Here is a 25483-nt window from a genome sequence, read left to right on the forward strand (position 1 = left end):
GTCCGCCACATTATTCCTCTTGAACAACATATGCGGTCATAGGGACAAACATACTACTTGTCTGGTGTCTCCAGACGGAGCACCCGGCCGCCTGCAGCCTTCCTCATGCGATTCATGAGAGCGCCGCCCAAGCCATTCGGCTCACAGCCCTCCGCCCAGATGCGGGCAATACCAGCCTCGTCGAAGGCTCTCAGATGGGCGTACAACAGGCGCGCCGCTTCCTCCAGACGGCTCTCGCTTCCCAGCTCAAGCACCAGATCGGCCTTGTACTCTCCAGCTTGCTCGCTGAAGGCCAGCACGCCAGTTGTGAGACCCTCCTGCCGAGCTGCGGCAGCCAAGCCATTAATATGAGCAGCAACACTCTCCCGAGCGCCCTCTACAACGGTCAGCTCGCCCTTCGGCGCGTAATGGGTATATTTCATGCCTGGGGAACGGGGCTGCTCCGGCTGCGCAAGGCCATCCTCGCTGTCGCTGATCACCGCAATGCCAGGGAACGCGCGCTTAAGAGCTTCGATCGTCACGCCGCCGGGACGCAGCACGCGAATAGCGCGGTCACCCTCCAGCTCCACAACGGTTGACTCCAGCCCTACACCGGTCGCCCCGCCATCAATCACGCCATGCATGCGCCCGCCCAGATCCTCCAGCACATGACTGGCGAGCGTCGGGCTGGGCCGGCCAGAGCGGTTGGCGCTGGGCGCGGCGACGGGCACATCCGCGAGTCGGAGCAGCTCCAGCGCGATGGGATGATCCGGTATTCGCACCCCAACTGTCGGCAGGCCCGCCGTCACAAGCGGCGACAGCGAGCCCGGCTTCACGGGCAGCACAATCGTCAACGGCCCCGGCCAGAAGCGCTCCATCAGCTCCTCCGCAAGTCTGGAACAGGGTCCCATAAGCTCGCTTAGCTGACTCCTGCTTGCGAGGTGCACGATGAGCGGGTTGTCCGATGGCCGCCCCTTCGCGGCGAAGATCGACGCCACCGCCTCCGTGCTGCGCGCGTCAGCCCCCAATCCGTACACCGTCTCCGTCGGGAACGCCACAAGACCGCCAGCCTTAAGCGTCTGCGCAGCCTGCTTCAATTCTTGCTTTTGCCATACTATCGTATCGATCATCTCGGTATTCAATCCTTGCTATAGTGTCCAGTTCACCGCTATTATAGCACATTCCGCACGATGGAAGAGCAAGTCCGGGACTGGAGCGTAACGCCAACAACGCCATCACGCGGCAGCGCCGCGCTCCCGGGAGGAACGCGGCGCTGCCGCATAGAGTATGGCTATTGGTTAAAATAATGATCTGATCCAGTCGATCAGCGACTGCAGCAGCTCCCACAGGAAAAACTTCGCTTTCGGAGCCTCGCCGGCTCCCGCTTCCGCTTTCACGCTGTCGCTCGATGTCTCAGTCACGACGCCGGCCGCCTCCTCCGAAGAGACTAGCGCTGCAGTAGCAGCGGTCGCCTCGCCGGTAGCCGCGTCGACGAAGCAAAGCGGAGGGAACAGCACGCACCACCAGTTCTGCCCCTTGCCCTCGCCGATCGTAATGAGCAGCGCTTCATATTGACCTGCCGGGTATACTTCATTGCCGTACATTTTGGTAGGGAAATCAACCAAGCCAAGCTCGGCCGTGGAGTCGTAAGAGAAGCCTCTGCTTGCCAGCACGCCAGCCACGATGCCCTGAAGCTCCGGAAGCTTCCTCCGGATCGTCTCGCGCGCCTCCTCAATCGTCTCTTGGCCCGTCGCCCAGCTGTTCATGGCCCGCACCACTTCATCGCGCACGATGCGCTTCACCAGCTGATCGGACGCGCTGTCCGAATTGGCGAGAATACGCAGACGGATCGCTTCCTCCGGAATGCCGGCATCCACGAGAGCGGCGTCCATCTTTCCTGCTTCCCAGCTCATAATTAATACAATAATTGCCATTATAATAAAACCATACGAACGACGGTATTGAAATCGATAAGGACGAATACTTGCACGATAAGCGGTATAATCGGAATAAAAGGAATAAGGTCGGGACATTGCACAAGCTCCTCTCGCGCACCCGCCGGTGCGTCTGCTTGCGTTCCGGAACGTCTCTATCCGTCATTATGTCCAAGCTCCCACCTCTATAAACCTATCATCTACCAAAAAAATACGAGAGAACGGAGGCTGACCTCATGCATACCCATCCGACCTACGAATTGTACCGCCCCCTCCTGACGAACCTGGCCTATCGGATGCTGGGCTCCAAGGGAGATGCCGAGGATATCGTGCAGGATGTGTTCCTGGACTACCATCAGCGGGAACAAGGGGGGATCCAGCATGAGAAGGCGTACCTGGCCCGAATGGTCACGAATCGCTGCCTGAATGTTCAGGGCTCCGCCCGCAAGCGGCGGGAGACGTACGTCGGCAACTGGCTGCCGGAGCCGGATGTCGCTTACGGCGCGGCTCTGCCCCCCGATCCGCTCCAGCTATGGGAGCGGAATGAGACGATTACCTATGCGATGCTCGTTATGCTGGAGCAGCTCAGCGGCATCGAACGGGCCGTCTTCCTGCTTCGCGAGACGCTCGCGTTCAGCTATGACGAAATCGCGGAGATCGTCGGCAAATCGGAAGCCAACTGTCGCAAAATCATCAGCCGCGCCAAGGCAAAGCTCGGGGACGCGCCCGACACCCCGCCCTTCTACAGCGAGCGGGCTGCAGAGCTGGCGAAGGCCTTCATCACGGCCGCGGAAACCGGCAACACGGAGGCGCTGCTGGGTTTGCTGACGGAGGATGCGGTGATGATATCCGACGGCGGCGGCAAGGTGCGCGCGGCGATCTTCCCCATTCTGGGACGCGAGCGCATCTTGGCCTTCTACGAAGGCTTGGCCCGCAAGGGCGTCGTGGGGCGGGGGTACATCCCCGCTTCCGTTAACGGCCAATTCGGGTTCTTATTGTTCGAGGAGGGCGAGCTGAAGCGCGTGTTGACCTTCCAATGGGATGCTGCCGGCGAGCGGCTGCAGCGCGTTTTTTTGATCATGAATCCCGATAAGCTGACTTCTGTCACAAACCAACCCGCTGATTTGTCTTAGAAGCATAGCCGGCCGCAGCGCGGTTCGGCGAATCCAATCTAAGGAGTGGTGCAGGGTGACTAACGCCAAGAGAGTGAATATGAATAAAGAGCTGCCTGCCGGGTATCAAGCCATGCTGGGCCTGGAGCAATTCGTGAGGTCGTCCAGCCTGGAGCATAGCCTCATTGAGCTTGTCAAAATCCGCGCGTCCCAAATCAACGGCTGTGCCTTCTGTATTAACATGCACACCGTCGACGCTCGCAAGGCCGGTGAAACCGAGCAGCGTATTTACGCGCTAAGCGCATGGAGGGAGACGCCTTACTTCAGCGCGGAGGAGAGGGCGGCGCTCGCCTTGACGGAAGCCGTTACGCTGATCGCAAGCCACCATGTGCCGGACAGCCTCTACGAGGAGGCAGCGCGCTTCTTCAACAACCAGCAGATGGGCGAGCTCATCATGGCGATCGTGACGATCAACAGCTGGAACCGTATCGCTATCGCGACGGGCTTGATGCCGGAGTAATTTTTATAAAAAGAGAGAGGAGCTCGTCGCTGTGACGGGCTCCTCTCTTTGACGACATCCCAGCTACACCTTGTCCCCTTTGACTCGCTTCGACCGGAGCTCCTCCATAATCGCTTTCCCGGTCGGGGTTATACCATCTTCTGGTCGGACCAGCGGAATCGCTCCTGGCAGCTCACAAAGACGCCGGGAATAATGCCGCAGGAGCCTGCCGTCGGCGTGGCAATGACGCGCCCCATCGAGGCGTTCACCTCCGAGACGGCAAGGGCATAGGCCATCGCGTCGCCGGCAACGCCCAGATTGGAAGCGCCGTCCGCGTTGTAAGCGGCCACCCGCTGCGCGTCGAGTCCCGTAATACCGCTTCGGGAGGTTGTATTCTCTGTCAGCCCCTTTTTCACGGCACCCTTCATCACAGCGTAATAATCGGCCATCTTGGCGAACTCCGATGTCGGCTCATGACCGGATTCCGCCGACTGCTCGGCAAGCATAAGCTCCCCGATGGTCAGCCCTTCCTCCGTGCACAGCTTCACTATTTCGTTCAAATGGCGAAATCGCATGCTCGTTCATCCCCTCCGCGTCAACAATGGACATCCGTTAGATCCACGACTCTGATAGATTGCACCTAAGGGCAAGCCTCCAGCTTTTTCAGCAAGGCCTCCGTCAGCTCCGTATCCAGCTCCATGACGGTGAGCGCATCTCCGCTCCGGCTCTTCCGGTCGACGGACATGTACCCGATGTTGGAATGCTCCTCCTTGAGCCTGCCTGTCAGCTCCGCAATGACGCCGGGAGCGTCGGCATGGAAGATGGCAAGCGTCTTGTAGACACCCATCAGCTTGGCGCGGAACCCGTTGATTTCTACAATCTCGATATTGCCGCCCCCGATGGAGATGCCAACCGTCTCAAGCGTCTGTCCCGATGCCGTCGTCAGCATGATTCGAGCCGTATTGGGATGGGGGTACAGTCCCTTGCCCTCGCGGAATATAATCGACATACCGGATTGCTCTGCGAGGCTCAGCGCATCCGGCAGACGCGGATCATCCGTCCCATACCCCAGGATGCCGCCAGCAATCGCCACGTCCGTGCCATGCCCCGCATAGGTAGCGGCGAACGAGCCGTAGAACGTGACGACTGCCGCGATGGGAGCCTCCCCAGGCCCCAGCAGCTGCCTTGCCGCGCGACCGATGCGCGCCGCTCCCGCCGTATGGGAGCTCGACGGCCCGACCATGGCGGGACCGATAATGGAGAACACATCCTTGAACCGCATCCCTTCCACCTCCGTATGATACAGCTCGTCACTAACCTGCTACTGCATTGAACAATCCTTGTTAGTGCGCGTCAACCGCGCCCCGTTCCATCCGCAGCAGCTGCAACAAGCGTAGACGGCTGCGCCGTCCATAGGCGGGCAGCATACGTTTCGCGTTCAAAGGCTGCAAGCGCGGCGCGCTACCAAGCCAATTTGAACGATTTTTCGTTCAAACTCTAAGCACATCTTTTGCCGTAAGCGACGTGGCACCAAAACCGCATATTCCCTCACTCCCATGCAAAATGAAGATGGAAGCCAGCTTCACCCCGAAATTTGTTGAATACTAAAAGCACACTTATACCCCAACTTTACACACTCTTTATCCACAATCGATGCAAATCATCATTTCCAAAAAAAATAAAGAGGCGCCGTAAGCGGCACCTCTCTCTTCCAAGCCCAGCCTATTTATGATGTCCGCACCGCGACAATATGGCGCTCAATGCCGCCGTAGTCGGTGATGATGCGAATGTCGTCCCACTGGCCCATCCCGCGCATCAGCTCCGCCACAATCCGCGGCTGGCCCATGCCGAGCTCGAATGCCACAATGCGCGGCATGGCCGACAGCAGCGGCAGCTGCTCCAGCATGCGGCGGTACGGGTCGAGCCCGTCCGCTCCGCCCTCCAGCGCGAGATGCGGCTCGTAATCCCGCACCTCGCGCTGCAAGCCAGGCATATCCGCCGACGGAATGTACGGCGGATTGCTCACCAGCACGTCGACGCGCGCCCCCGCGCCGTCGACGGCAGTCCCGCCGCGCCCCGAAGCGATGAGGGGCGCGAGCAGGTCGCCCTGCGCGAACGCGATCCGGCCCGCCGCCGTATGGCGGGCCGCGTTCGCGCGGGCGACCTCAAGCGCGTCCGGCGACAGGTCGGACGCGATCACGCGCCAGTCGTGACGCTGCGCCGCAAGCGTCACGGCGATGGCGCCGCTGCCGGTGCCGACGTCGACGACCGTCGGCGCCGCGGCGCCATGGGCTGTCGCCGCCGGAGGCCAGAGCCGGCCGGCGGCGTCCAGCACCGCTTCCACGAGGAGCTCCGTCTCGGGGCGCGGGATAAGCACGGCGGGCGTCACCGTGAACGGACGCCCGTAGAACCATTCCTCGCCGAGCACATATTGCAGCGGCTCGCCAGCCCCTCGGCGGCGGATCAGCGTCGTCCACGCCTCTCCCTTCGCCTCGGGGAAGGGCTCGCGCCACGCCATAAGCAGCGCCGCGCGATCCATGCCAAGGGCATGCTCCATAAGCCGATCCGCCTGGCTGCGGCCATCCTCGACCCCCTGCTCCTCCAGCCAGGCAGCCGCCCGATCCCGCGCTTCCCGAACCGTCATCGGCGGTATGTAAAGCCTATCTTCGCCCATCCTCTCTCCTCCATTCCAATCCTCTAATCCCTCCAACTCACAGCCCTCGCTGCGGCTTAAAAAAAAACCGGCCGCCCGCCTCGCCTGCCACATAGCAAACGAAGCCGCGAACCGGCATTGTATGGAAGCCCTAAGGAATTCCGATTAGTGATTAGTTGGTGCCCATCGTTTCGCGCTCCAGCGCCTCCGCCTGCTCCGCGATCGTCAGTGACGTAATGATGTCGTTGAGGTCGCCGTTCATGACGGAATCCAGACGGTGCAGCGTCAGGTTGATGCGGTGATCCGTCACGCGGCTCTGCGGGAAGTTGTATGTGCGAATCCGCTCACTGCGGTCGCCCGTGCCCACTTTGCTCTTGCGCTCGCCAGCGTACTTCGCTTCTTCCTCTTGGCGGCGAATGTCGTAAATGCGCGCGCGCAATACCTGCAGCGCCTTCTGCTTGTTGTCGTTCTGCGATTTGCCGTCCTGACAGGTCGCCATAATGCCCGTCGGCACGTGAAGCACACGAACCGCCGACTTCGTCGTATTGACGGACTGTCCGCCAGCGCCGCTGGAGCAGAACGTGTCGATCCTGATGTCTTTGTCCAGAATTTCGACTTCGACATCTTCAACCTCCGGCATAACGGCAACCGTCGACGTCGAGGTATGAATGCGTCCGCCGGACTCCGTTACCGGAATACGCTGCACGCGGTGTGCGCCGCTCTCATATTTCAGCTTGCTGTAAGCGCCCTTGCCGTTGATGGAGAAGATAACCTCCTTGAAGCCGCCAAGGTCGTTCTCTGTATACTCCATCAGCTCGCAGCGCCAGCCCTGCGTATCGGCGAACTTGGTGTACATGCGATACAGCTCGTAAGCGAACAGCGCCGCTTCGTCGCCGCCCGCCGCTCCGCGAATTTCCACGATGACGTTCTTGTCGTCATTAGGGTCCTTCGGCAGCAGCAGAATGCGCATGATCTCCTCCAGCTCGGTCTTGCGCTGGGACAGCTCTTCAATCTCCATCTTCACCATCTCGCGCATCTCATCGTCGAGCTTCTCGCCCAGCATCAGCTTGGCGTCGTCCAACTGCTCCGATACCTGCTTATATTCCGTATAGGCGTCATGCGCCTCCTGTAGATCAGACTGCTCCTTGGACAGGTCCCGAAGCCGCTTCGGATCGCTGGCCACATCCGGATCGCATAGAAGCTCGCTGAGCTTCTCATAACGGTCGGCGAGTGCTTGTAATCGGTCAAACACGTTTAGTCACCTCTGTTACTTTCCATTAAGATATACAATATTATAGCACAATGCGATTGGTGTATCGATATGCGGTTTTATCGACTACAGCTTCCTTCAACAACTTATCCACAAATCATTCACAACCTGTGCACATCATGTCCACATTTCAGCCAGTGATATCCACAACACTTGTTGAAAACCCCCACTGCACCTGCTTTTACGAGTGTTCCCGCTCTCAGAAAAGTTATCCACATGTGCACATGTAAAAATGATTGCTGTGCAAATCATTTTATATCATATTATGCTCTTCTAAGCATGATCTAGAGGAGGGATTAGGATGAATAAAAGCATCGCAGATTTTGAACGTCTAACAAGCACGGACTATGACAATATTGCTGGCATAGTGGTGATGCAAGACAGCAAAATGATATATGAAGGTTATTTCGACGGCTATACCGCTGACGATTCTATTCATATCGCATCTGTGACCAAGAGCGTTGTATCTGCGTTGATGGGTATTGCCATCGACAAAGGATATATGGAGGGCGTGGAGCAGAGAGTATTGGACTTCTTCCCTGATTACACGGTCAAACGCGGCGAAAAAACGATACGGGATATCACCATAAAACACCTTCTCACAATGACAGCACCGTATAAGTACAAGTCGGAGCCCTATACCAAAGTTTTTAAAAGTGAGGATTGGACAAAAGCTGCTCTGGACTTGTTGGGCGGGAAACGAGCTCCTGGGGCTTTTCAATATACCACCATCGGCATACAGATTTTATCCGGTGTTCTTTCGAATGCAACCGGTCAATCGGTGCTCGATTTTGCCACAGACAATCTCTTTGAGCCACTAGGAATCCAAGCACCCCCTCCTGCCAGCATACAGAGTAAAGAAGAATATTTTTCTTTTCTGAAGGACAGATACGTCAGCGGTTGGATGATGGATGCCAAGGGCACGAACACTGCTGGCTGGGGGCTAACCTTGACGCCAAGAGATATGGCCAAAATCGGTCAGCTGTACCTCAATGGAGGCTCCTGGAACGGCAAGCACATTCTATCCTCCAAGTGGACCCAGGACAGCACGACAGAAAGCAGCCGATGGGGGGAGAGGCCCTATGGTTATTTATGGTGGATTGTGGACAAGAACTGTTATGCAGCTCTTGGTGATGGCGGCAATACGATATACGTGAACACTGGGAAGCAAATGGTCATATCCATCGCTTCTCGTTTTATGCCGCGTGCCCAGAACCGAATCGCATTCATTAACAAGCATATTGTACCCATGTTCGAGTAGCACAATTGGGATAAGTGAGGCACCACGCAAAAAAACACGCGGGAACCGCCCCGGCATTCCCATGCCTGGGGCGCATTCCCGCGCGTCTCGATGCGGCTGTGCCAGCTTGCTGCTGGCCGGCCGCTCCGCCGAAAGCTTCTATACATTAAACCGGAAGTGCATGACGTCGCCGTCGCGCACCACATAATCCTTGCCCTCCAGGCGCAGCTGGCCCTTCTCGCGCACCGCTGCCATGGAGCCGCCAGCGGCCAGATCCTCATAGGACACGACCTCGGCGCGGATGAAGCCGCGCTCGAAGTCGGAGTGGATGACGCCAGCCGCCTGCGGGGCCTTCGTGCCCTGACGGATCGTCCAGGCGCGAACCTCCTGCACGCCCGCTGTGAAATACGTGTACAAGCCCAGCAGCTTGTAAGCCGCGCGAATGAGACGGTTCAGGCCGGATTCCGCCATGCCCAGCTCCTGCAGGAACATCTCCTTGTCCTCGCCCTCAAGCTCGGCGATCTCGGACTCCACCTTGGCGCTGATCGGCACCACCTCGGCGCCCTCCTGGGCCGCGTAATCGCGTACGATCTGCACATATTCGTTGGCGTCCGAATTCGCCGCCTCTTCCTCGCTCACGTTCGTCGCGTACAGCACCGGCTTCATCGTCAGCAGGTGCAGATCGCGGATGAGCAGCTTCTCATCGTCGGTCAGTTCCATGCTGCGAGCCGGCTTGTCGTTGAACAGCGTCTCCTTCACACGCTCCAGCAGCTCCACCTCTTGGGCAACCTTCTTGTCGCCGCCCTTCAGGTTTTTGCGGGAGCGCTCAATACGCTTCTCCACCGTCTCCAGATCGGAGAGAATCAGCTCCAGATTAATGGTGGTGATGTCGCTGATGGGGTCCACCTTGCCCGCAACGTGCGTAATGTTCTCGTCCTGGAAGCAGCGCACGACATGCACAATCGCGTCAACCTCGCGAATATGCGCCAGAAACTTGTTGCCAAGTCCTTCGCCCTTGCTCGCGCCCGCTACCAATCCCGCGATATCTACGAACTCGAACGCGGTTGGCACGATGCTCTTCGGCTGCACAAGCTCAACGAGCTTGTCCAGACGATCGTCCGGCACTTCGACCACTCCAACGTTGGGATCGATCGTACAGAACGGATAGTTGGCCGATTCCGCCCCCGCCTGTGTGATCGCGTTAAACAATGTCGACTTGCCGACGTTCGGCAGTCCTACGATTCCAGCCTTCAAAGCCATGTATCAGACACTCCCTATTATCCGTGAATGTAAACAACTCCCGTCATTATACCCCAGCGGCATACACAATGAAAGGGCAAAGCGTACCCTTCTTGCCGGCGGCTGCATGCCTCCGCTTCACCGGGCAATACTATGCGGGCAGGGAGGTGACAGCAATGGAGAACCAGAATCACAAGGGCAACTACAAGGGTACTACGAATATGCGGGCCAAAAACCAGGATATGGCGTTCGTGAACGACACGATCGAGGATGCCAAGTCTGTATCGAATTTTTCCGGCAAAAAGAAAAAAGAAAACGGACTCCAGCTTCTAACAGCCTCTAACCGCTCTCTGGGCCGCTAACGCCTGCAGCCACGCCATAACCGGAATAGGCCGGTTACAGCGTGGCTGCACAACATGCGTCCGGCCGTTCAGCCCGCCGCTAAAGCTGTCATCAGCCCTTAACCGCGCCTTCCGTCAGGCCCTTCTCGATAAATCGCTGAATGAACAGATAGATGATCAGGACCGGCACAACGGTTAACGATACGGCCGTCGCCATCAAGCCGAAGTCCGTTCCGTACTGCGAGCTGATCTCGCTCAGCAGCGCGACGATGGGGCGGACAGCTTCCTTGTTGACGAAGATCAGCGCCGAGAACAGATCATTGTACGACCAGAGGAAGACAAAGATCGCGGCGGAAGCGAAGGCCGGCCGGGAAATCGGGAACAGGATTTTGGTGAACAGCGTCCAGCGGTTGCAGCCGTCGATGAAGGACGCCTCCTCCAGCTCCTTCGGAATCGTCGCCATATAACCCGCCAGCACGAGAATCGCGAACGTCAGATTGCCCGCTGTCTGCGGGAAGATGAGACCGAGATAGGTGTTAACCAAGCCCCATTTGATCACCAGCTCATACACAGGCACAACGGTCGCGAACGCGGGAATGAGCAGGCTGGCATACAGAATGGAGAACAGCGCCCTTCTGCCGCGGAATTGGAATCTGGATAATACATAGGCGGCTAGTCCGCCGAAGAGAAGCACGAGCAGCACGGTGCTGCCGGACATGATCAGGCTGTTCAGATAGCTTTTGCCAATATTAATGCGGTCAAAGGCATTTGTATAATTATCCATTACAGGCTCGAATGCGATGGCAAAGGATTGGTTCATGACATCCCGCGACAGCTTAAACGAGTTGTTCACAATCCAAAACATGGCGTAAATCGTTGTTAGGGCCCAGCCGCACAACACGACATACATGAAGACAGTGCCGGGCTTGATCCGTATAGGCTTCTTCCCTGATTGTACTGATTGCATAAGCGTACACCCCTAGTACCAGCTTAGTATGAGATTTCATCCCTCTTCAACAGACGGTTGGCGAGAAGCGACAGCAGCACTCCGAATACGACAATATAGATGGCGATCGTCGAGCCGTAGCCGAAATTCTGGTCCACGAGCGCTTTCTTGTACATATACGTGCCGAGCACTTCTGTATCATTCTGGCCTCTGGTAAGGACGAAAATAAATTCGAACACCTTGAGCGTGCCGGTAATCGCAAGCGTGATGACGACCTTGATGTCGCTCATGATCAGCGGAATGGTCAGCAGGAAGGTTTTTTTGATTCCCGTAATGCCCTCCAGCTTGGCCGCTTCATAGAAGTCTGACGGAATCTTGGACATTGCGGTCAGGAATAATACGAAATAAAAACCAACGTAATGCCATACTGTAGGAATCGCTACGGCTTTCAAAGCCATATTTTCGCTAAGCCAATTCACTTTATCAAAGCCCATATTCTGCAGAAGCGTGTTGAGCAGACCGAATTGGAAGTTGTAGAACAGCACGAACAGCAAGGCGATAGCTGTGCCGGAGATGACGACCGGGAAGAAGAACACCATCCGGAAGAAGCCTTTGCCCCATGTAATATTGTCGACGAATATAGCCAGCATAAGCGCAATGCCAACTTGAAAAATAATAACGTACGCCATCAGCTCAAGCGTGTTCAGCGTCGCGGCGCCCAGGAGATCGTCGGAGAACATCCGGACATAATTCTCGAAGCCCACCCACGTCTTGGTCGTAAAGCCTTTGGTGCGGAAGAAGCTGAGATACATACTCTTGAAGAACGGGTAGTACAGGAAGATGGACAGAAATGCCGCAGCCGGCAGCAGGAACAATACGATATATTTGCGATCGCCCTTCATCATTCATCACCTTTGATGTTTATTTTTCACGCAAGGCTCTGAAATGATGACGCCGCCCTTGAATCAGAGGGGCGGCGACTATCATTCGTTCCATTTGCGTTAGGCCTAATCGGTTATTTGGCTGCCGTCTCGATCGCTTTCGCTTCTTCCAGCGCTTCAGCAGGCGTTTTCTTGCCTGTGACAACCGGCTGGATGTTCGCGCGGATCGTGTTGAACGTCTCAGGCGTTACTTTGGAGTCGATTGGCGAGTTCACGGAAGTCGCCTCCGATACCATAGCGAAGCCGTCTAGTACCGCTTGCGGCAGGCCTTCCGGTTGAACGCCCGCTGCTGCTGGCGTGCCGCCGTTTGCTGTTGCGATGCTCTTGATCGATTCAGGAGAAGTCAGATGCTTCAGCAATGCCAGTGTCGCATCCTTCTTCGCCGCGTCGTCGTAAGCTGCTTTCGACATGTAGAAGCCTGTGCCGAAGCCGCCTACTACGTCCTTGCCAGTGCCAGCGCCGCCAGGGATCGCAGGGAAAGGAAGAACCGTTGTGTTCGCCTTGACATCGTCGGAGAAGCCGCCGATTGCCCACGAGCCTTCAAGAATCATGCCTGCCAGACCTTGGGAATAGTAGTTCGCCGCCATGCCGAGGTCGATAGTTGCCGCGTCTTCAGGGAATGCGCCCAGATCGTATACTTCCTTCATAGCCGCCAGGCCCTTCTCCCAGTTCGGATCGACGCCGTCCTTCAGAGCTTTCGCTTGGCCTTCCGCGCCTGCGGCAGCCAGTACGAAGTGCTCGATCAGGTAGTGGGATTGGTCGAATGGACCGGACAATGGAATGATGCCTTTGGCTTTCAGAGCGGATACGGCTGCTTTGAATTTATCCCAGTCCGTCGGAAGCTCAATGCCGTTATCAGCGAAAATTTTCTTATTAACCATCAGGCCCTCGAAGAAGCCTGTCAGTGGAATGGCATACGTCTTGCCGTCAGTGTGCTTCGTGAAGTCCAGCGCGGCAGGAGCGAAGCCGTTCTTCCACTCAGCGTCAGCTGCCAGCTCTTCGTCCAGCGCAACCACCTTGCCGGAGTTGATGATCTCAGCTGCGTCAGCGCCAACGAAGTAGAACAGCAGGTCAGGCTCGTTGCCGCTTGTCATGTCGGTGTTGACCTTCGTGCGGAAGCCGTCGTCGTTCGCCGACATTACGTCGTTCTCGACCTTGATATGCGGGTTAGCCGCTGTAAAATCGTCGATCGCTTTCTGGAACGCTTCACGCGCTGCGTCTGTACCGCCGAATGTCGAGAAGACGCGGAGGTTGACCGCTTCAGGCGCCTTGGACGGCTCGGTTGTCTCCGATGGCGTGCTGGAAGCACCGCCGTTCGTGTTGTTGCTGCCGCCGTTGTTGCCGCATGCGGCCAGAAGCATGGACATCATGAGGATAAGGCTAACAATCGTGAGTGATGTTTTTTTCACTGATAAATCCCCCTTTAGGTTATTAGGCCAGATCGGATTATTTCCCGAGCTCTGCTTGCCTCCTAACTCAAATTCTAGGGCAGAAACACCAGTAAAATCAACGGTTTTCGGGGCTACATTCCTCTCATTTCGGGGGAGAGATTCGTCTGGGAAATAGGGGGATTATTCTCTGGTGAAGGGGGAAAATTCGTATTCCGGGACCGGAGGGGGAATATTCGCGGATGAAGCGCAGAAGGGACGCTCCACTATTGGAACGTCCCTTCCTGCTCATATTTTAGAAACGCAGCGGAGCCTCCTGAAGCTCTGCCCGCTTCTGCAGGTAGCGGTAGAATGCGATGGAAGCCTCTGCGCGAGTCACTTGCTTCTCCGGCAGGAACTTGCCATCCGACAGGCTCATAATCTTCAGTCCGACCACGATGGCCGCCTGCCCCTTGTTGTCGATAGACGACTCATCCTTGAAATTCGACTTGAAGATATGGTCGTAGTCGGCAAGCGTATTGTATCCCAGCGCCCGCACGATCAGCTCCGCCATCTCATCCCTCGTGACGAGGCCGTCCGGGTTGAAGGAGCCGTCGCCGAGATCAATCAAATTCTGGGCAAGCGCGCTCTCGACGTAAGCGAAGTATTGGGAGCCCGCCGCCACGTCGGCGAAGGAGGCCTCCAGCTTCATGCCGCCAGAGTGATCCATCGCATAATAGCCGCGGCCGCTGTTCCGAGCCAGCACCAGCATCTTGATCAGCTCGCCCCTTGTAATCTTGGCGTTCGGTCTGACCTTGCCGTCCTCCAGATCAAGCGCCTTATACGCCACCATCAAGCTGAGCGGCTCCTCCGCCCAATGACCGGCAGCGTCCGTCGGCTTCGGCACCTCCAGCGTCGTGACCTCTCCATTCTCCATACTGCGCCACTGACCGCTGAGCGCGTCCAGGAATACCGCTTCATACCTTGGCTTCTGCTGGAGCGTATACACGAGCTCCACCTCGGATTGGGTCTCAACCTGATCGTTGTCCGTTATTTCCCCGGATGCCATCATCAGCTTATACTTCTCGATGGGGAGGGGCTTGCCTTCCCACCAATACTGCTGCAGCACACGGTATGTCAACACAACGCCGTAGTAGTCCATGTAGCGATCAACCGCTTCATAGGACGGTATTGTGTCCGGCGCTTGAGCCGGATAATCGTAGCTATAGATATTGGCGTCATAGCTCTCCACCTTGCCAGTACGCGCGTTAATGGTTACCGAGACATGGTCATAGGACACCGTCGCGCCGTGCACCTTGTGGCGGAAGGTGATGTAATAGGAGCCCATCTCCTCCTGAGGAATATTCCTGTAGCGTTCAGCATCTGGCTTCACCAGGTGCAGCTCGTGGGTAAGCCAAGGCAGCTGCGCCTTCACGGTGTCCACGGCCTTCTGAACGGCCTGATCCAGCGTCAAGCTGGTTCCCGTCGTCGCCGGCGCACTATGGGAGTAGCCATAATAGCTGCGTACAGCTCCCGTGCTTCCATCAATGCTCGCGTACATATAGCCGCTTTCCTTGCCGTCCTTCATAAGCGCCCAGTGCAGATTCCAGTTGGAAGCCGCCTCGCCCGATGGCGACTCGTATTCGTTGTAATTGGAGCTCGTGAGCTTCGCTCCTTCCGGCAGTCCGAACGCCTTCTTCACCGCTGCTGCAGCCCCCTCCTCTGTCAGCTTGGCAGCCTTCGGCGGAGTCGCGAGCGGCTTCTCTGTCAGCGGAGCGTCCTGCAGCTCGCCAATGTCCCATCTATCGTACTGCGTAGCAGGCCGCTCTTCGCCCGTCACCGCATCAATAGCGATTGGGGACATGGAATAAGACAGCACAGGCTCCTGCTTTCCATTACCGTTGGGCGTGAATATATAAACCAGCTCAGGCTTGGCCAATTTCCGTAGTTCTTCTTCCGCTTTGCTGGCGGATAACGTATTCGGCGCAGCCGGGAAGTCGATTGTATCGTCCCACTCCAGCTGGAAGCTGGTGACATGGCCTTCACTGTCCACGCTGAGATGGATATAGTTGTCCAGGTACGGCTTGCCGTGCACAATCCGATCGAATCGAAGCTCATGCCGCACTTCGCCGCTCAGGGGCGGGAGCACGCTTGCGCCTGTCTTATTGTTGAATTCGACCTGCGGGGCGTAGTCGGCCGCAACCTCCTCAATGAACGCAACGCCAAGCTTAAGAGCGGCCTCGCGATGTACCTTGAGCGGATAGGATGGCGCCGAACCCGGCACGCTGGAATAGGAATGGAAGCTCAGCAGCTGGCCTGAGCCTGCGTCCAGAGCTGCGGAGATGCCCCCTTGCTGCTTGCCGTTGACCGTCTTAACGAATTCCATATGCCAGACCTTTTGCTCGCCGTCAAACTTCTGCATGCTCGAGAAGCTGGAGCTCTGCAGCTTATACTCCGCAGGTATGCTGATATATTGGCGCAGCTGCTTCTCCGCCTGCTCCTTGGACATAGAGGCTGCGTCCGGCTTCTTGGCGCTCTCCCCCGTTCCGGTCTCTGCAGCCGTCTCCGCCTTCGAAGCCTGCTTCGCATAGGCGCCAGGCATAACCGCCGTGCCGACCAGCATCGCCGCCGCCAGCACAATAGCCAGCTTCTTCCTCATATGTACGTTCACTCTTGTTCCCCCTTCATGAGTTTGGCAATATATTCATTTTCTAGACGAGACTAGTGAACGGGAGGTTGCAGGGATGAACAAAAAAATGATAACGCATCCAACATAAGCTTGAACACTCCCGCCACCTAAGAGGTGGAGGATTCTTGGGTTGCTGCTCCTCACGGAGCAAAGTCGTAGCGATATTTTTTTGAAATATCGTACACCAAGCGATCCCTGTGGTTCCCACAGTTCCTATTTTGTTCGTTACTGGGCCATGGCCTTTATGTTTTGTGCCGCATTCCAATCTCGGTCATGTGGCGTTTGGCAAGATACACATGTCCATCCCCGCACGCTCAAATCCCTCACTTCTGCTTGCTTGTACCCACAGACGTGACAGGTTTGGCTCGTTGGCGCAAATACCGGTGTTTCCTTGATCGTTCGCCCATACCACTTGGCTTTGTAATGCAGTTGACGGCTCATTTCGCCCCAGGATGCATCTGCTATGTGTTTGGCGAGGTGTCGTTGTTTCATCATGTTTGCAATACGTAAGTCTTCGAGACAGATCGTTTGGTTTTCACGGATCCATTTCGTAGTCTGCTTATGCATCGCGTCTAATCGGCTATTTCGAATCCTTTCATGGATGAGGGCGACTTTTCTTTTCGCTTTAGACCAGTTACTTCCGCCTTGTTTCCTTCTTGCAAGGATGCGCTGCCATTTCGTGAGCAGCCGTTCATATCGCAATGTATATCTTGGATTATCCATTGCAGGACCTTCCGAAGGCACGGCAAGATACTTGATACCCACGTCAATGCCAAGTATGCTGTCCGTTAAAGGAAGAGGCTGGATGTCAACCTCGCATACCAACGATACAAACCATTTGCCGCTTGGGGCTAGTCGTACGGTAGCGGATAGGATCCGGCCTTCGATCTCTCTTGACTTGGCATAGGGTACCCAGCCTAGCTTGGGAAGTTGCAGACGGTTTCCCTTCACGGCAATGTTCCCGTTCGTATATCGCGTCGTATAGCTTTGTACGGGATGCTTGCGACTCTTGAAGCGAGGTCGTTCATTTTGCTTGTTGAAGTGGCGCTGATATCCGTCAGCCAAGTTTCGCACAGCTGACTGCAGGGCAATGCTATCCACTTCTTTCAACCAAGACCACTCGCGCTTCATGTCAGGAAGCTGAGATGCACAGGCGTTATAAGACAAACCTTTGCCTGTAGCCTGATAGATCTGACTCCATTTTGATAGGAAGTGGTTGAACACAAAACGGCAGCAACCCAACGTTTTGCGCAGTTGCATGATTTGTACATGACTAGGATAGATCCGAAATTTGAAGGCTTTATGCTGGAGCATCGTCTGATTCGTCACCTCGCTGCAAAAGAGATGAATGTTAACTCATTCCAATTATAGCACAAATGTTCGTGTCTATCCATGAGCAAATTCCCGATTCATCCCCTGCCTACGCTCTCACTTCGTGAGTAAGGTGGCTTAGAGGTAGGGGTATTCTCGGTGTCTATGATAAACGGAAGGATAACGATGAGGATGAGCTGCGCAAAAAACCGCGAGCCGGCAGCTTGCGCTGAACGACTCGCGGTTGATGGAAGTCCTAACATGAGGCTGTTAGCACCTTGCTTACAGCTGATTCGAAATTTTCGCTTTCAGCGCGTCCTTGCTTTGCAGACCGACCATCTTGTCGACTGGCTGACCGTCCTTGAACAGGATCAGCGTCGGAATGCTCATTACGCCGAACTGGGAAGCAAGCTCCGGCTCTTCGTCCACGTTGATTTTGGCGATTGTCGCTTGGCCTTCCATCTCTGTGGAAAGCTCGTCAACGATTGGCAATTGCATTTTGCAAGGGCCGCACCATGGTGCCCAGAAGTCTACCAAGGAAACGCCGCTCTCAATGCTCTGCGTAAAGTTGTCTTTCGTCAATGCTACTGTCATTGCAATCATCCTCTCTAACTAATGTATGATTTAGGGAAATCCCGTCTCACCTGTACTGCAGCTTGCTAGCAGGCATGGATCTGCTTGAGGACATCGCCGATCGTGATGCCGCCGAGGTGATCCTCCAATTGCTTCTCTGCCCGGCAGAAGATACCGTGCATCACTTGATTCATATTGGAGCCCACGACGCAGTCCATTCCGGGATCGCCGGAGCACCAGCTCGGTATTAACGAGCCTTGGGCCATGACGCGATAAATATCGGCGAGCGTGACAGCATCCGGGTCGATGGTCAGACGGTAGCCGCCCCCCGAGCCTTCCCTTGTCTCCACATAGCCGCCCTTCCTCAGTCCGCTCATGACCTTGCGGACGCGGGCGGAGTGCGTGCCGACGTTATCGGCAATCATGTCGCTGCTTGCCATCTTCTCCGGCAAATAAGCCAAATAAACGAGACTGTGTACGGCGATCGTAAATTCACTATTCACTGTCAGCGGGCCTCCCTGCTTTATACTGTAATATTATCCGTTACAGTTGTAGTTGTCAAGAGGACTTCTCCCGCATCCGTTCCTAGTGTGGATTAAGCGCCGCCCGCTTATTCCAAGCTTATTCGATAAGCTGGATGTATTGGGCCAGGCGGCAGGATGAATCTTTTCTCATCCTTACCCAAATCCGTCATGAACGAATCCACCGCGCGAATATACATGAAGGGAGTCTCCCATTATGTGCTTCCAAAGAGCCTAGGAGGTGAACGAAGGTGGGATTGTTTGGGAATCGTTGGGTCGTCGTGCGTACGGAGAGCGGTTCGAGAGCCGATGACATCGACCGGCTGTATGCGCTGTTCAAGGAGCGTGGACTGAAAGCGAAGGTCGAATTGGAAGGCAGCACGGTGAAGAAGGTGAAGGTGCACAAAAAAGATGTAGATCGGGCAAAGGAGCTGATTGACATCTTCGACAAGGAGCGTTAGAGGCAGCAGCATAGAGCGGTTAACAGGAGCGGAGCGCGCTGATTATGGCGTCTTCGCTCTTTTACTTATTCTACATAATATTAAACGCAACTTCTTTTCTTCCAATTACGTTCCATATGATAAAGGCGCAAGACGAAAGGAAGACTATGAATTCATCGATTTCTATCCCTAAAAAAGAGCAAATCCATGAGCTTCAGCTGGTTCGGGCCATCGCGATTATCGGCGTCCTCTCTGTCCACGCCAGCGCAGCGGCCACTGTCACCATGAAGGACTCGGCTTATTTTTTCGGCTACAATCTCGTCAATATCTTTATGCGGTTTGGCACGCCAACCTTTATTCTGCTCAGCAGCTTCGTATTGTTCTACAGCTATTATAACCGTCCGCTGGACGGCAAGCTGATCGGAAGCTTCTACAAACGGCGGCTGCTCTATATCCTGGTGCCGTATATTGTTGTGTCTGCGATGTATTTCATCTATTTGAAGCTCGCCTACCAGCAGCCCTTCTGGACATTCGCGTCTCTTGATGAGTTCTGGCAGAAGCTGCGGACCGGGAAGGTGTACGCCCATCTGTATTTTGTCTATATCAGCATTCAGTTCTACCTTCTGTTCCCGATCCTGCTGTGGGTATCGAAGCGCTGGCCCAAGCTCGTGTACGGCTTCATCCCATTCGGGTTCGCGGCGCAGTGGGCGTTCGTGCTGTACAATTATTATGTGGAGCCTGTGAAGGACAAGGGGAGCTGGTCGCTGTCTTATTTCTCCTTCTTTTTCGTTGGGGCGTTCCTCGGCATCTATTATCCCAAGCTGAAAAAATGGATCGCGATGACACGCGAGCATGCTACGGCGGGACGCGTCGCGCTCTGGCTGCTGCTGCTGGGCGCTTGGCTCGCGCTGGCGCTTGCCCACGTCCGAATCTATCATAACGCACGCGCGTATGGCACTATCTATCCTGGCATGCTGTACGAGTTTCTATGGAATTTCCATACGCTGTTCTCAGCGTTCGCTGCGCTGGGGCTGTCGTATTTCATGTACAGGCATCTGCCACAATGGATCTCGGGAACGCTTTACAGCATCGGCCAGCTGTCCTTCGGCATCTATCTGATCCACATTCTGTTCCTGTTCTTGTATGACCGTTATGTGCCCCATTCCGGCTTGGCCTGGCTGGAGCACCTTCGCTACTTCGGCAGCTGGGCAGTCATGCTGGCAGGCTCATGGGCAACTGTTGCCGCCGCATCCCGTTTCCTGCCGCTCAGCTGGGTGCTGTTCGGCCAGACGCCTCGCCGGGAACGGAGCAATGCCCGCTCCAGCGGCGCTCAAGCCAAGAACCAAGCGACCGTCCGGTCGGCCTAGCGGCTGGTGCGGGATGGCGCACCGCTGCACACCGTAACAGCGACACCTCGTGTCGCTGTAACACCAACTAGCTGCTCTGGCGCCGCCATAACGATCCCACGTGTCGCTGTTGCTCCTGCTGGCGCACCATTTGCTGCCATAGCGACACCTCGTGTCGCTGTAACACCAACTAGCTGCTCTGGCGCCGCTATAACGATCCCATGTGTCGCTGTTGCTCCTGCTGGCGCGGCTTTGCTGCCATAGCGACACCTCGTGTCGCTGTAACACCAACTAGCTGCTCTGGCGCCGCCATAACGATCCCACGTGTCGCTGTTGCTCCTGCTGGCGCGCCATTTGCTGCCATACAATATACCCTGCCCACACGTGACCGTAGGCGAGCAACACCCCTGCCGCTCAACTTGCAGAAGAAGAACAAAAAAAGGTGCCCAAGGCACCTTTTTTATTTGTATATCCGTATGCTGCACCGAGCGCGGCAGCTGCAGGCCGCTTACGCTTGGCCAAGCTCGCGCACTGTCTCCGCCAGAGCGGCGAGGAACGTGTCCATCTCCTCATCCGTGCCGATGCTGACGCGCAGATGATTGTCGATGCGCTTGGAGGCGAAATAACGGACGAGCACGCCCTTCTCCCGCAGCTGGAGGAAGATGTCCTTCGCCGCAATCACGGGATGCGAGATGAACAGGAAGTTTGCCGCGGAAGCCGTGCCCTGGAAGCCGAGCTCCGCCACCTGCCGCGCAATGCGCTCGCGTGTGCGGATGACCCGCTCCGTCGTCTCGCGGAAATAAGCGTCGTCCTGCAGCGACGCCACGGCGCCATGCAGCGCCAATCTGTCCAGCGTATAGGAATTAAACGAATTCTTGATGCGGTCGAGCCCTTCAATCAGCTCCTCCGAGCCGAAGGCGAAGCCGACGCGCAGCCCTGCGAGCGAACGGGACTTCGACAGCGTCTGAATGACGAGCAGGTTCGGATAGTCCGGCACCAGCTTCACTGCGGACTCCCCGCCGAAGTCGATGTAAGCCTCGTCGATAATGACGACGCGATCAGGGTTCCCCTTGAGAATCGCCTCAATATCGGCAAGCGGAAGCAGCTTGGCCGTCGGCGCGTTCGGGTTCGGCAGGATGATGCCGCCGTGATCCTCCGCCGACGCAAACTCGTCCACCGGAATGTTGAACTCATTATCCAGCGGAATGAGTCTCGGCGATAGACGGTACAGCTGGGCGTACACCTTGTAGAAGCTGTATGTAATATCAGGGAACAGGAGCGGCTTCCCAGGATCGAAGAAAGCCGCGAACGCGAACGCAAGCACCTCGTCGGAGCCATTGCCTACAAACACCTGCTTCGCAGGCAAGCCATAGCAGCGAGCCGCCTCCTGAATCAAGGCGTCGCAGGTGGGATCGGGATACAGCCGCAGATCAGCGTCCGCCGCCGCCGCGATAGCCTCCAGCGCCTTCGGTGAAGGCGGATACGGATTTTCGTTGGTGTTCAGTTTAATATACGTCTTGTCCTTCGGCTGCTCGCCGGGCACATATGGCTCCAGCGATCCGGCGAGCGGACTCCAATACTTGCTCATCGTCTAGGTTCCTCTCCTCATGAATGGCCGGGTCAGCAGCAATCCGATCCAAGCGCCGGCCGTGTTCAATATAATATCGTCAATGTCGAAGCTGCCGACCTTCATCAGCATCTGGGCAAGCTCCACTGTGCCGATCAAGCAGACGCAGGCGGCCACCAGCATGTGGCTGCGGCTGAACCGCGTGTGCAGAAGCGGCAGGAACATGCCAATCGGAATAAACAAGATCAGATTGCCGAATACATTTTTGACCCAGGTATCGAAGTTAAAATAATGCCGGTACACCACATACCGCTCAATCGTCTCGAACGGTACGAGATTGTAGGCGTAGTCGTCCATCAGCGCACGGTCACGCAGGAACAGGAGATTCAACATGATTGCGGCATACAGCATCGCCAGCACAGTAACGGTTACGTTAAAGCCCAGCCGCTTGCTGTGCGCGTTCCGGTACCATCTAACGGCAATCACCTCCCTCGCATCGTTATGGCTGCTCTGCGGACACCTTCCTGCCCATAATAACCAAGTCGCGCTCCACGCCGTCGAGCACAGCTACGCGAGGCAGGAAGCCGTATTGCTCAAAGCCGAACCTCCGAAGCAGCCGCAGGCTTGGCTCATTATGACCGAAGACGAAGCCCAGCAGCGTCGTCAGCCCCAGACGGGGACACTCCCGCAGCGCCCTCTCAATCAGAACAGAGCCTAAGCCCCGCGCGCGATGCTTCTCGTCTATGTATATGCTGATCTCAGCCGTTGCTTGATAAGCCGGACGGCCGTAGAAGGATTGGTAGCTAAGCCAAGCGCCAATCTCCCCGTCCTCCATGCGAACAATCCAGATCGGCCGCTTGTCGGGTGAATGCGCATCGAACCACGCTCGCTTGCTCTCCACCGTCGCTGGCTCCAGATCGGCTGTAACCATGCGGCTGGCGATAGTTGAGTTGTAGATGTCCACAATCCGCTCCAGATCGGAGGGCTCGGCATCATGTATGGTGTAGGCTGGCAGGCTCATCTCTCATCTCTCCGCATTCTATCCAAATATTGTTCATAATCTTCCGGCGTGTTGAGGTTGCATAACGTTCCCCCATCAGCCGTGCTCTCAGCAACTGCTCCCGTACTCTCAGCGGTAAAAGCCAGCCTAATCGTCCGAAGCCGATCCAGCAGCCGCATGACCCTATAGTCGCGCTGGACCAGCGACTCGGCCACGGCTGCGGCAGCCCGGGTATGATATAACGCATGGAACGGCTGGCCGCTGACATGGATGACATCCGCCTCGCCGTCTCTCTCCCGTGCGGCCTCGCGCATACGCGCCAGCAGCGAGGGAGATACCTCCGGCATATCGCACGCCATGACGAACACATAGCCTGGCGGCAGCACGGATAAGCCCGCATGCAGACCGGCAAGCGGACCGTCGCCGGGGTACGCGTCCAGCACGAAACGAACTCGCCCGGACTCCAGCTCCTTCCGGCAGCCCGCAAGCGCTTCGCGGTACTGCTGCACACGCTCCGTCGTCCCCGCTGCAATCGTTACCGAGTCCATCAGGCCCAGCATCCCTGCAACCAGCCGCTCCAGCAACGTCTGCCCGTCCATGTGCAGCAGAGCCTTGTCCCTGCCCATCCGGCTGCTGCGCCCTCCCGCAAGGATCAGACCGTGCAGTGGACAGTCCGGAGTATTCCCCTCGTTCCTCATCGCCAATCCCTCCAGCTTCATACATGCCTCCTCGGCATACAGACAGCCCGCCCGGCGCAATAGGCCGGACGGGCTGCTGTCATGCCGAATGCCGTTAGGCCTTCGAAGGATCGAACGAGCTCTTCAAGGAGACAATGCGGTTGAACGCAAGCTTCTCCTCTGTAGAATCCTTCGGATCGACATTGAAGTAGCCGTGACGGAAGAACTGGAACTTGTCGCCGCCAGCCGCCTCCTTCATGTTCGGCTCCACATAGCCGCGCTCCACGGACATCGAATTGGGGTTGATCCGCTCCAGGAAGGACGCGCCCTCCTCCTTCGATTCGTCGAGAATAAGGGGCTCATAGAGGCGGAATTCAGCCGGAACGGCCCCCGACGCCTCCACCCAGTGGATGGTGCCCTTCACCTTGCGCTCACTGAAGCCGCTGCCGCTCTTTGTCTTGGGATCGTACGTGCAGCGAAGCTCGATCACTTCACCGTTCTCGTCCTTGATGACCTCTTGGCACGTAATGAAATACGCGTGCTTCAGGCGCACCTCGTTGCCCGGGAACAGACGGAAGTACTTGCTGGGCGGATTCTCCATGAAGTCGTCCTGCTCGATATAAATCTCGCGCGAGAACGGAATTTGGCGCGTGCCCATCTCTTCATTCTCCGCGTTGTTCTCCGCCTCCAGCAGCTCGACCTGTCCCTCTGGATAATTCGTGATGACGACCTTCAGAGGCCGCAGCACCGCCATCGTGCGCAGAGCCTTCAGCTTCAGATCCTCCCGGATAAAATATTCCAGGTTCCGCTCATCCACCACGCTGTTGCTCTTCGCCACACCGATCTCGCGGCAGAACGCGCGGAGCGCTTCCGGCGTATAGCCCTTGCGGCGCAGGCCGCTGATCGTCGGCATACGCGGATCATCCCAGCCGCTGACGACGCCCTCATCTACCAGCTGCTTCAGGTAGCGCTTGCTCATGACCGTATTGGTCAGGTTCAGCCGCGCGAACTCGTATTGCCGCGGCTGTGCCTCCATCTCGCACTCCGCGATCGCCCAGTCGTACAGCGGTCGATGGTCCTCGAATTCCAGCGTGCATATGGAGTGCGTAATACCCTCGATTGCGTCGCTTAGCGGATGCGCGTAATCGTACATGGGATAGATGCACCACGCATCCCCTGTGCGGTGGTGATGCGAATGCGAGATCCGATACAGCACCGGGTCGCGCATCGTCATATTGGGCGAAGCCATATCGATCTTGGCGCGAAGCACACGCTCGCCGTCCTTGAACTCGCCCGCGCGCATGCGCGCGAACAGATCGAGATTCTCCTCCACGCCGCGATTCCGGTAAGGGCTCTCCTTGCCCGGCTCCGTCAATGTGCCTCTCATCTCGCGCGTCTGCTCAGCCGTCAGATCGCAGACGTACGCCTTGCCCTTCTTGATCAGCAGCACCGCGCGATTGTACAGCTCCTCGAAATAATCGGAAGCGAAGCGGAGCTCCTCCCAGTCGAAGCCGAGCCACTTCACATCTTCTTGAATGGACTCCACATATTCCGTATCTTCTTTCACCGGATTCGTATCATCGAAACGAAGGTTCGTCTTGCCCTTGAACTCGTCAGCCAGCTCGAAATTCAGACAGATCGACTTGGCGTGTCCGATATGCAGGTAGCCGTTCGGCTCCGGCGGGAATCGCGTGATGACTTCCTGCACGCGGCCGCTCTTTAAATCTTCCACGACGATGTTTTTAATAAAGTTTGAGGATGATGTCTTGTTCTCCACAGCGCTCTCCACCCGCGACCAACCTTTCCCATTACGAATTTCGTTATCTATTTATAATACA

At 56.5% G+C, this 25483-nt stretch carries 26 protein-coding genes and 1 pseudogene; 6 read left to right on the forward strand and 21 right to left on the reverse strand.

Annotation, left to right across the window (positions count from 1 at the left end):
- Nucleotides 1-53 precede the first annotated feature (53 nt).
- Nucleotides 54-1109, reverse strand: coding sequence for an L-threonylcarbamoyladenylate synthase (locus tag AB1S56_RS23815; protein ID WP_340870827.1), 1056 nt, complete (start codon nucleotides 1107-1109; stop codon nucleotides 54-56).
- Nucleotides 1110-1277: 168 nt separating this feature from the next.
- Complete coding sequence (spoIIR, locus tag AB1S56_RS23820; protein WP_340870826.1) at nucleotides 1278-2012, reverse strand: stage II sporulation protein R; 735 nt, start codon at nucleotides 2010-2012, stop codon at nucleotides 1278-1280.
- A gap of 137 nt (nucleotides 2013-2149) precedes the next feature.
- On the opposite strand from spoIIR, the gene sigJ reads away from it, so the two are divergent.
- Both sigJ and AB1S56_RS23830 read left to right on the forward strand, forming a co-directional pair.
- Nucleotides 2150-3046, forward strand: a complete 897-nt coding sequence (sigJ, locus tag AB1S56_RS23825; RefSeq protein WP_340870825.1) for an RNA polymerase sigma factor SigJ — start codon at nucleotides 2150-2152, stop codon at nucleotides 3044-3046.
- A gap of 79 nt (nucleotides 3047-3125) precedes the next feature.
- Nucleotides 3126-3545, forward strand: coding sequence for a carboxymuconolactone decarboxylase family protein (locus AB1S56_RS23830; RefSeq protein WP_340870893.1), 420 nt, complete (start codon nucleotides 3126-3128; stop codon nucleotides 3543-3545).
- Between the two features lie 131 nt (nucleotides 3546-3676).
- Here AB1S56_RS23830 and AB1S56_RS23835 read toward each other — a convergent pair.
- From AB1S56_RS23835 to prfA, 4 genes and pseudogenes are all read right to left on the reverse strand, one after another.
- A pseudogene (locus AB1S56_RS23835) lies at nucleotides 3677-4099 on the reverse strand (L-serine ammonia-lyase, iron-sulfur-dependent, subunit beta); the annotation flags it as partial.
- A gap of 65 nt (nucleotides 4100-4164) precedes the next feature.
- Entirely contained in the window at nucleotides 4165-4806 is a 642-nt protein-coding gene (gene sdaAB / locus AB1S56_RS23840; protein ID WP_340870823.1) for an L-serine ammonia-lyase, iron-sulfur-dependent subunit beta, read from the reverse strand.
- A 444-nt stretch (nucleotides 4807-5250) separates the two neighbouring features.
- The gene (gene prmC / locus AB1S56_RS23845) at nucleotides 5251-6198 is read right to left on the reverse strand and encodes a peptide chain release factor N(5)-glutamine methyltransferase (RefSeq protein ID WP_340870822.1); all 948 of its coding nucleotides are present in this window, start codon (nucleotides 6196-6198) and stop codon (nucleotides 5251-5253) included.
- Nucleotides 6199-6349: 151 nt separating this feature from the next.
- Entirely contained in the window at nucleotides 6350-7429 is a 1080-nt protein-coding gene (prfA, locus tag AB1S56_RS23850; protein WP_340870821.1) for a peptide chain release factor 1, read from the reverse strand.
- 319 nt (nucleotides 7430-7748) lie between these two features.
- Between prfA and AB1S56_RS23855 the strand changes: the two genes are divergently transcribed.
- A complete protein-coding gene (locus AB1S56_RS23855; protein WP_340870819.1) occupies nucleotides 7749-8708 on the forward strand; it encodes a serine hydrolase in 960 nt (319 codons plus the stop codon).
- A gap of 138 nt (nucleotides 8709-8846) precedes the next feature.
- On the opposite strand, the gene ychF is transcribed toward AB1S56_RS23855, so the two are convergent.
- Complete coding sequence (ychF, locus tag AB1S56_RS23860) at nucleotides 8847-9947, reverse strand: redox-regulated ATPase YchF (RefSeq protein ID WP_340870818.1); 1101 nt, start codon at nucleotides 9945-9947, stop codon at nucleotides 8847-8849.
- Between the two features lie 155 nt (nucleotides 9948-10102).
- On the opposite strand from ychF, the gene AB1S56_RS23865 reads away from it, so the two are divergent.
- The gene (locus AB1S56_RS23865; RefSeq protein ID WP_340870817.1) at nucleotides 10103-10288 is read left to right on the forward strand and encodes a hypothetical protein; all 186 of its coding nucleotides are present in this window, start codon (nucleotides 10103-10105) and stop codon (nucleotides 10286-10288) included.
- A gap of 91 nt (nucleotides 10289-10379) precedes the next feature.
- Here the strand turns inward: AB1S56_RS23865 and AB1S56_RS23870 are convergent, their stop codons facing one another.
- The 7 genes from AB1S56_RS23870 to AB1S56_RS23900 form a co-directional block, all read right to left on the reverse strand.
- Nucleotides 10380-11234, reverse strand: coding sequence for a carbohydrate ABC transporter permease (locus tag AB1S56_RS23870; protein ID WP_340870816.1), 855 nt, complete (start codon nucleotides 11232-11234; stop codon nucleotides 10380-10382).
- A 23-nt stretch (nucleotides 11235-11257) separates the two neighbouring features.
- A complete protein-coding gene (locus tag AB1S56_RS23875) occupies nucleotides 11258-12118 on the reverse strand; it encodes a sugar ABC transporter permease (protein WP_340870815.1) in 861 nt (286 codons plus the stop codon).
- 110 nt (nucleotides 12119-12228) lie between these two features.
- Nucleotides 12229-13563 carry an extracellular solute-binding protein gene (locus AB1S56_RS23880; RefSeq protein WP_340870814.1) on the reverse strand — a complete coding sequence of 445 codons (1335 nt, stop codon included), beginning with the start codon at nucleotides 13561-13563 and terminating at the stop codon, nucleotides 12229-12231.
- 274 nt (nucleotides 13564-13837) lie between these two features.
- The gene (locus AB1S56_RS23885) at nucleotides 13838-16192 is read right to left on the reverse strand and encodes an S-layer homology domain-containing protein (RefSeq protein ID WP_340870813.1); all 2355 of its coding nucleotides are present in this window, start codon (nucleotides 16190-16192) and stop codon (nucleotides 13838-13840) included.
- A gap of 243 nt (nucleotides 16193-16435) precedes the next feature.
- Complete coding sequence (gene tnpB, locus AB1S56_RS23890; RefSeq protein WP_367903405.1) at nucleotides 16436-17524, reverse strand: IS200/IS605 family element RNA-guided endonuclease TnpB; 1089 nt, start codon at nucleotides 17522-17524, stop codon at nucleotides 16436-16438.
- A gap of 279 nt (nucleotides 17525-17803) precedes the next feature.
- Nucleotides 17804-18115 carry a thioredoxin gene (trxA, locus tag AB1S56_RS23895; RefSeq protein ID WP_340872426.1) on the reverse strand — a complete coding sequence of 104 codons (312 nt, stop codon included), beginning with the start codon at nucleotides 18113-18115 and terminating at the stop codon, nucleotides 17804-17806.
- Nucleotides 18116-18180: 65 nt separating this feature from the next.
- Nucleotides 18181-18597, reverse strand: coding sequence for an Rrf2 family transcriptional regulator (locus AB1S56_RS23900; RefSeq protein ID WP_340872428.1), 417 nt, complete (start codon nucleotides 18595-18597; stop codon nucleotides 18181-18183).
- Between the two features lie 269 nt (nucleotides 18598-18866).
- On the opposite strand from AB1S56_RS23900, the gene AB1S56_RS23905 reads away from it, so the two are divergent.
- Nucleotides 18867-19076: a hypothetical protein gene (locus tag AB1S56_RS23905; protein WP_340872430.1), complete on the forward strand. Its 210-nt coding sequence runs from the start codon at nucleotides 18867-18869 to the stop codon at nucleotides 19074-19076.
- A gap of 146 nt (nucleotides 19077-19222) precedes the next feature.
- Nucleotides 19223-20422, forward strand: coding sequence for an acyltransferase (locus AB1S56_RS23910; RefSeq protein ID WP_340872432.1), 1200 nt, complete (start codon nucleotides 19223-19225; stop codon nucleotides 20420-20422).
- On the opposite strand, the gene AB1S56_RS23915 is transcribed toward AB1S56_RS23910, so the two are convergent.
- From AB1S56_RS23915 to AB1S56_RS23945, 7 genes are all read right to left on the reverse strand, one after another.
- Nucleotides 20419-20562, reverse strand: a complete 144-nt coding sequence (locus tag AB1S56_RS23915) for a hypothetical protein (RefSeq protein ID WP_367903406.1) — start codon at nucleotides 20560-20562, stop codon at nucleotides 20419-20421. The two genes, AB1S56_RS23910 and AB1S56_RS23915, sit on opposite strands and share 4 nt — an antisense overlap.
- Nucleotides 20563-20609: 47 nt before the next feature.
- Nucleotides 20610-20765 (reverse strand): hypothetical protein, encoded by a 156-nt coding sequence (locus tag AB1S56_RS23920; protein WP_340872433.1) that lies wholly within the window; start codon nucleotides 20763-20765, stop codon nucleotides 20610-20612.
- 144 nt (nucleotides 20766-20909) lie between these two features.
- A complete protein-coding gene (hisC, locus tag AB1S56_RS23925; RefSeq protein WP_340872434.1) occupies nucleotides 20910-21989 on the reverse strand; it encodes a histidinol-phosphate transaminase in 1080 nt (359 codons plus the stop codon).
- A 3-nt stretch (nucleotides 21990-21992) separates the two neighbouring features.
- A complete protein-coding gene (locus tag AB1S56_RS23930; RefSeq protein ID WP_340872435.1) occupies nucleotides 21993-22454 on the reverse strand; it encodes a VanZ family protein in 462 nt (153 codons plus the stop codon).
- Between the two features lie 13 nt (nucleotides 22455-22467).
- The gene (locus AB1S56_RS23935) at nucleotides 22468-22989 is read right to left on the reverse strand and encodes an N-acetyltransferase family protein (RefSeq protein WP_340872436.1); all 522 of its coding nucleotides are present in this window, start codon (nucleotides 22987-22989) and stop codon (nucleotides 22468-22470) included.
- Nucleotides 22986-23687, reverse strand: coding sequence for a molybdenum cofactor guanylyltransferase (locus tag AB1S56_RS23940; protein WP_340872437.1), 702 nt, complete (start codon nucleotides 23685-23687; stop codon nucleotides 22986-22988). Before AB1S56_RS23940 ends, AB1S56_RS23935 begins: the two co-directional genes overlap by 4 nt.
- A gap of 73 nt (nucleotides 23688-23760) precedes the next feature.
- Nucleotides 23761-25422: a glutamine--tRNA ligase/YqeY domain fusion protein gene (locus tag AB1S56_RS23945; RefSeq protein ID WP_340872438.1), complete on the reverse strand. Its 1662-nt coding sequence runs from the start codon at nucleotides 25420-25422 to the stop codon at nucleotides 23761-23763.
- Nucleotides 25423-25483 lie beyond the last annotated feature (61 nt).

The sequence above is a fragment of the Paenibacillus sp. PL2-23 genome (assembly GCF_040834005.1).
GTDB lineage: Bacteria > Bacillota > Bacilli > Paenibacillales > Paenibacillaceae > Pristimantibacillus.

Excerpts from the sequence above, each read along its gene's own strand:
- AB1S56_RS23815 (WP_340870827.1), bottom strand. The coding sequence starts at position 1,109 with ATGATCGATACGATAGTATGGCAAAAGCAAGAATTGAAGCAGGCTGCG.
- spoIIR (WP_340870826.1), bottom strand. The coding sequence starts at position 2,012 with ATGTCCCGACCTTATTCCTTTTATTCCGATTATACCGCTTATCGTGCA.
- sigJ (WP_340870825.1), top strand. The coding sequence starts at position 2,150 with ATGCATACCCATCCGACCTACGAATTGTACCGCCCCCTCCTGACGAAC.
- AB1S56_RS23830 (WP_340870893.1), top strand. The coding sequence starts at position 3,126 with ATGAATAAAGAGCTGCCTGCCGGGTATCAAGCCATGCTGGGCCTGGAG.
- sdaAB (WP_340870823.1), bottom strand. The coding sequence starts at position 4,806 with ATGCGGTTCAAGGATGTGTTCTCCATTATCGGTCCCGCCATGGTCGGG.
- prmC (WP_340870822.1), bottom strand. The coding sequence starts at position 6,198 with ATGGGCGAAGATAGGCTTTACATACCGCCGATGACGGTTCGGGAAGCG.
- AB1S56_RS23855 (WP_340870819.1), top strand. The coding sequence starts at position 7,749 with ATGAATAAAAGCATCGCAGATTTTGAACGTCTAACAAGCACGGACTAT.
- ychF (WP_340870818.1), bottom strand. The coding sequence starts at position 9,947 with ATGGCTTTGAAGGCTGGAATCGTAGGACTGCCGAACGTCGGCAAGTCG.
- AB1S56_RS23865 (WP_340870817.1), top strand. The coding sequence starts at position 10,103 with ATGGAGAACCAGAATCACAAGGGCAACTACAAGGGTACTACGAATATG.
- AB1S56_RS23870 (WP_340870816.1), bottom strand. The coding sequence starts at position 11,234 with ATGCAATCAGTACAATCAGGGAAGAAGCCTATACGGATCAAGCCCGGC.
- AB1S56_RS23875 (WP_340870815.1), bottom strand. The coding sequence starts at position 12,118 with ATGATGAAGGGCGATCGCAAATATATCGTATTGTTCCTGCTGCCGGCT.
- tnpB (WP_367903405.1), bottom strand. The coding sequence starts at position 17,524 with ATGCTCCAGCATAAAGCCTTCAAATTTCGGATCTATCCTAGTCATGTA.
- trxA (WP_340872426.1), bottom strand. The coding sequence starts at position 18,115 with ATGACAGTAGCATTGACGAAAGACAACTTTACGCAGAGCATTGAGAGC.
- AB1S56_RS23910 (WP_340872432.1), top strand. The coding sequence starts at position 19,223 with ATGAATTCATCGATTTCTATCCCTAAAAAAGAGCAAATCCATGAGCTT.
- AB1S56_RS23915 (WP_367903406.1), bottom strand. The coding sequence starts at position 20,562 with ATGGCAGCAAATGGTGCGCCAGCAGGAGCAACAGCGACACGTGGGATC.
- AB1S56_RS23920 (WP_340872433.1), bottom strand. The coding sequence starts at position 20,765 with ATGGCAGCAAATGGCGCGCCAGCAGGAGCAACAGCGACACGTGGGATC.
- hisC (WP_340872434.1), bottom strand. The coding sequence starts at position 21,989 with ATGAGCAAGTATTGGAGTCCGCTCGCCGGATCGCTGGAGCCATATGTG.
- AB1S56_RS23935 (WP_340872436.1), bottom strand. The coding sequence starts at position 22,989 with ATGAGCCTGCCAGCCTACACCATACATGATGCCGAGCCCTCCGATCTG.
- AB1S56_RS23940 (WP_340872437.1), bottom strand. The coding sequence starts at position 23,687 with ATGAAGCTGGAGGGATTGGCGATGAGGAACGAGGGGAATACTCCGGAC.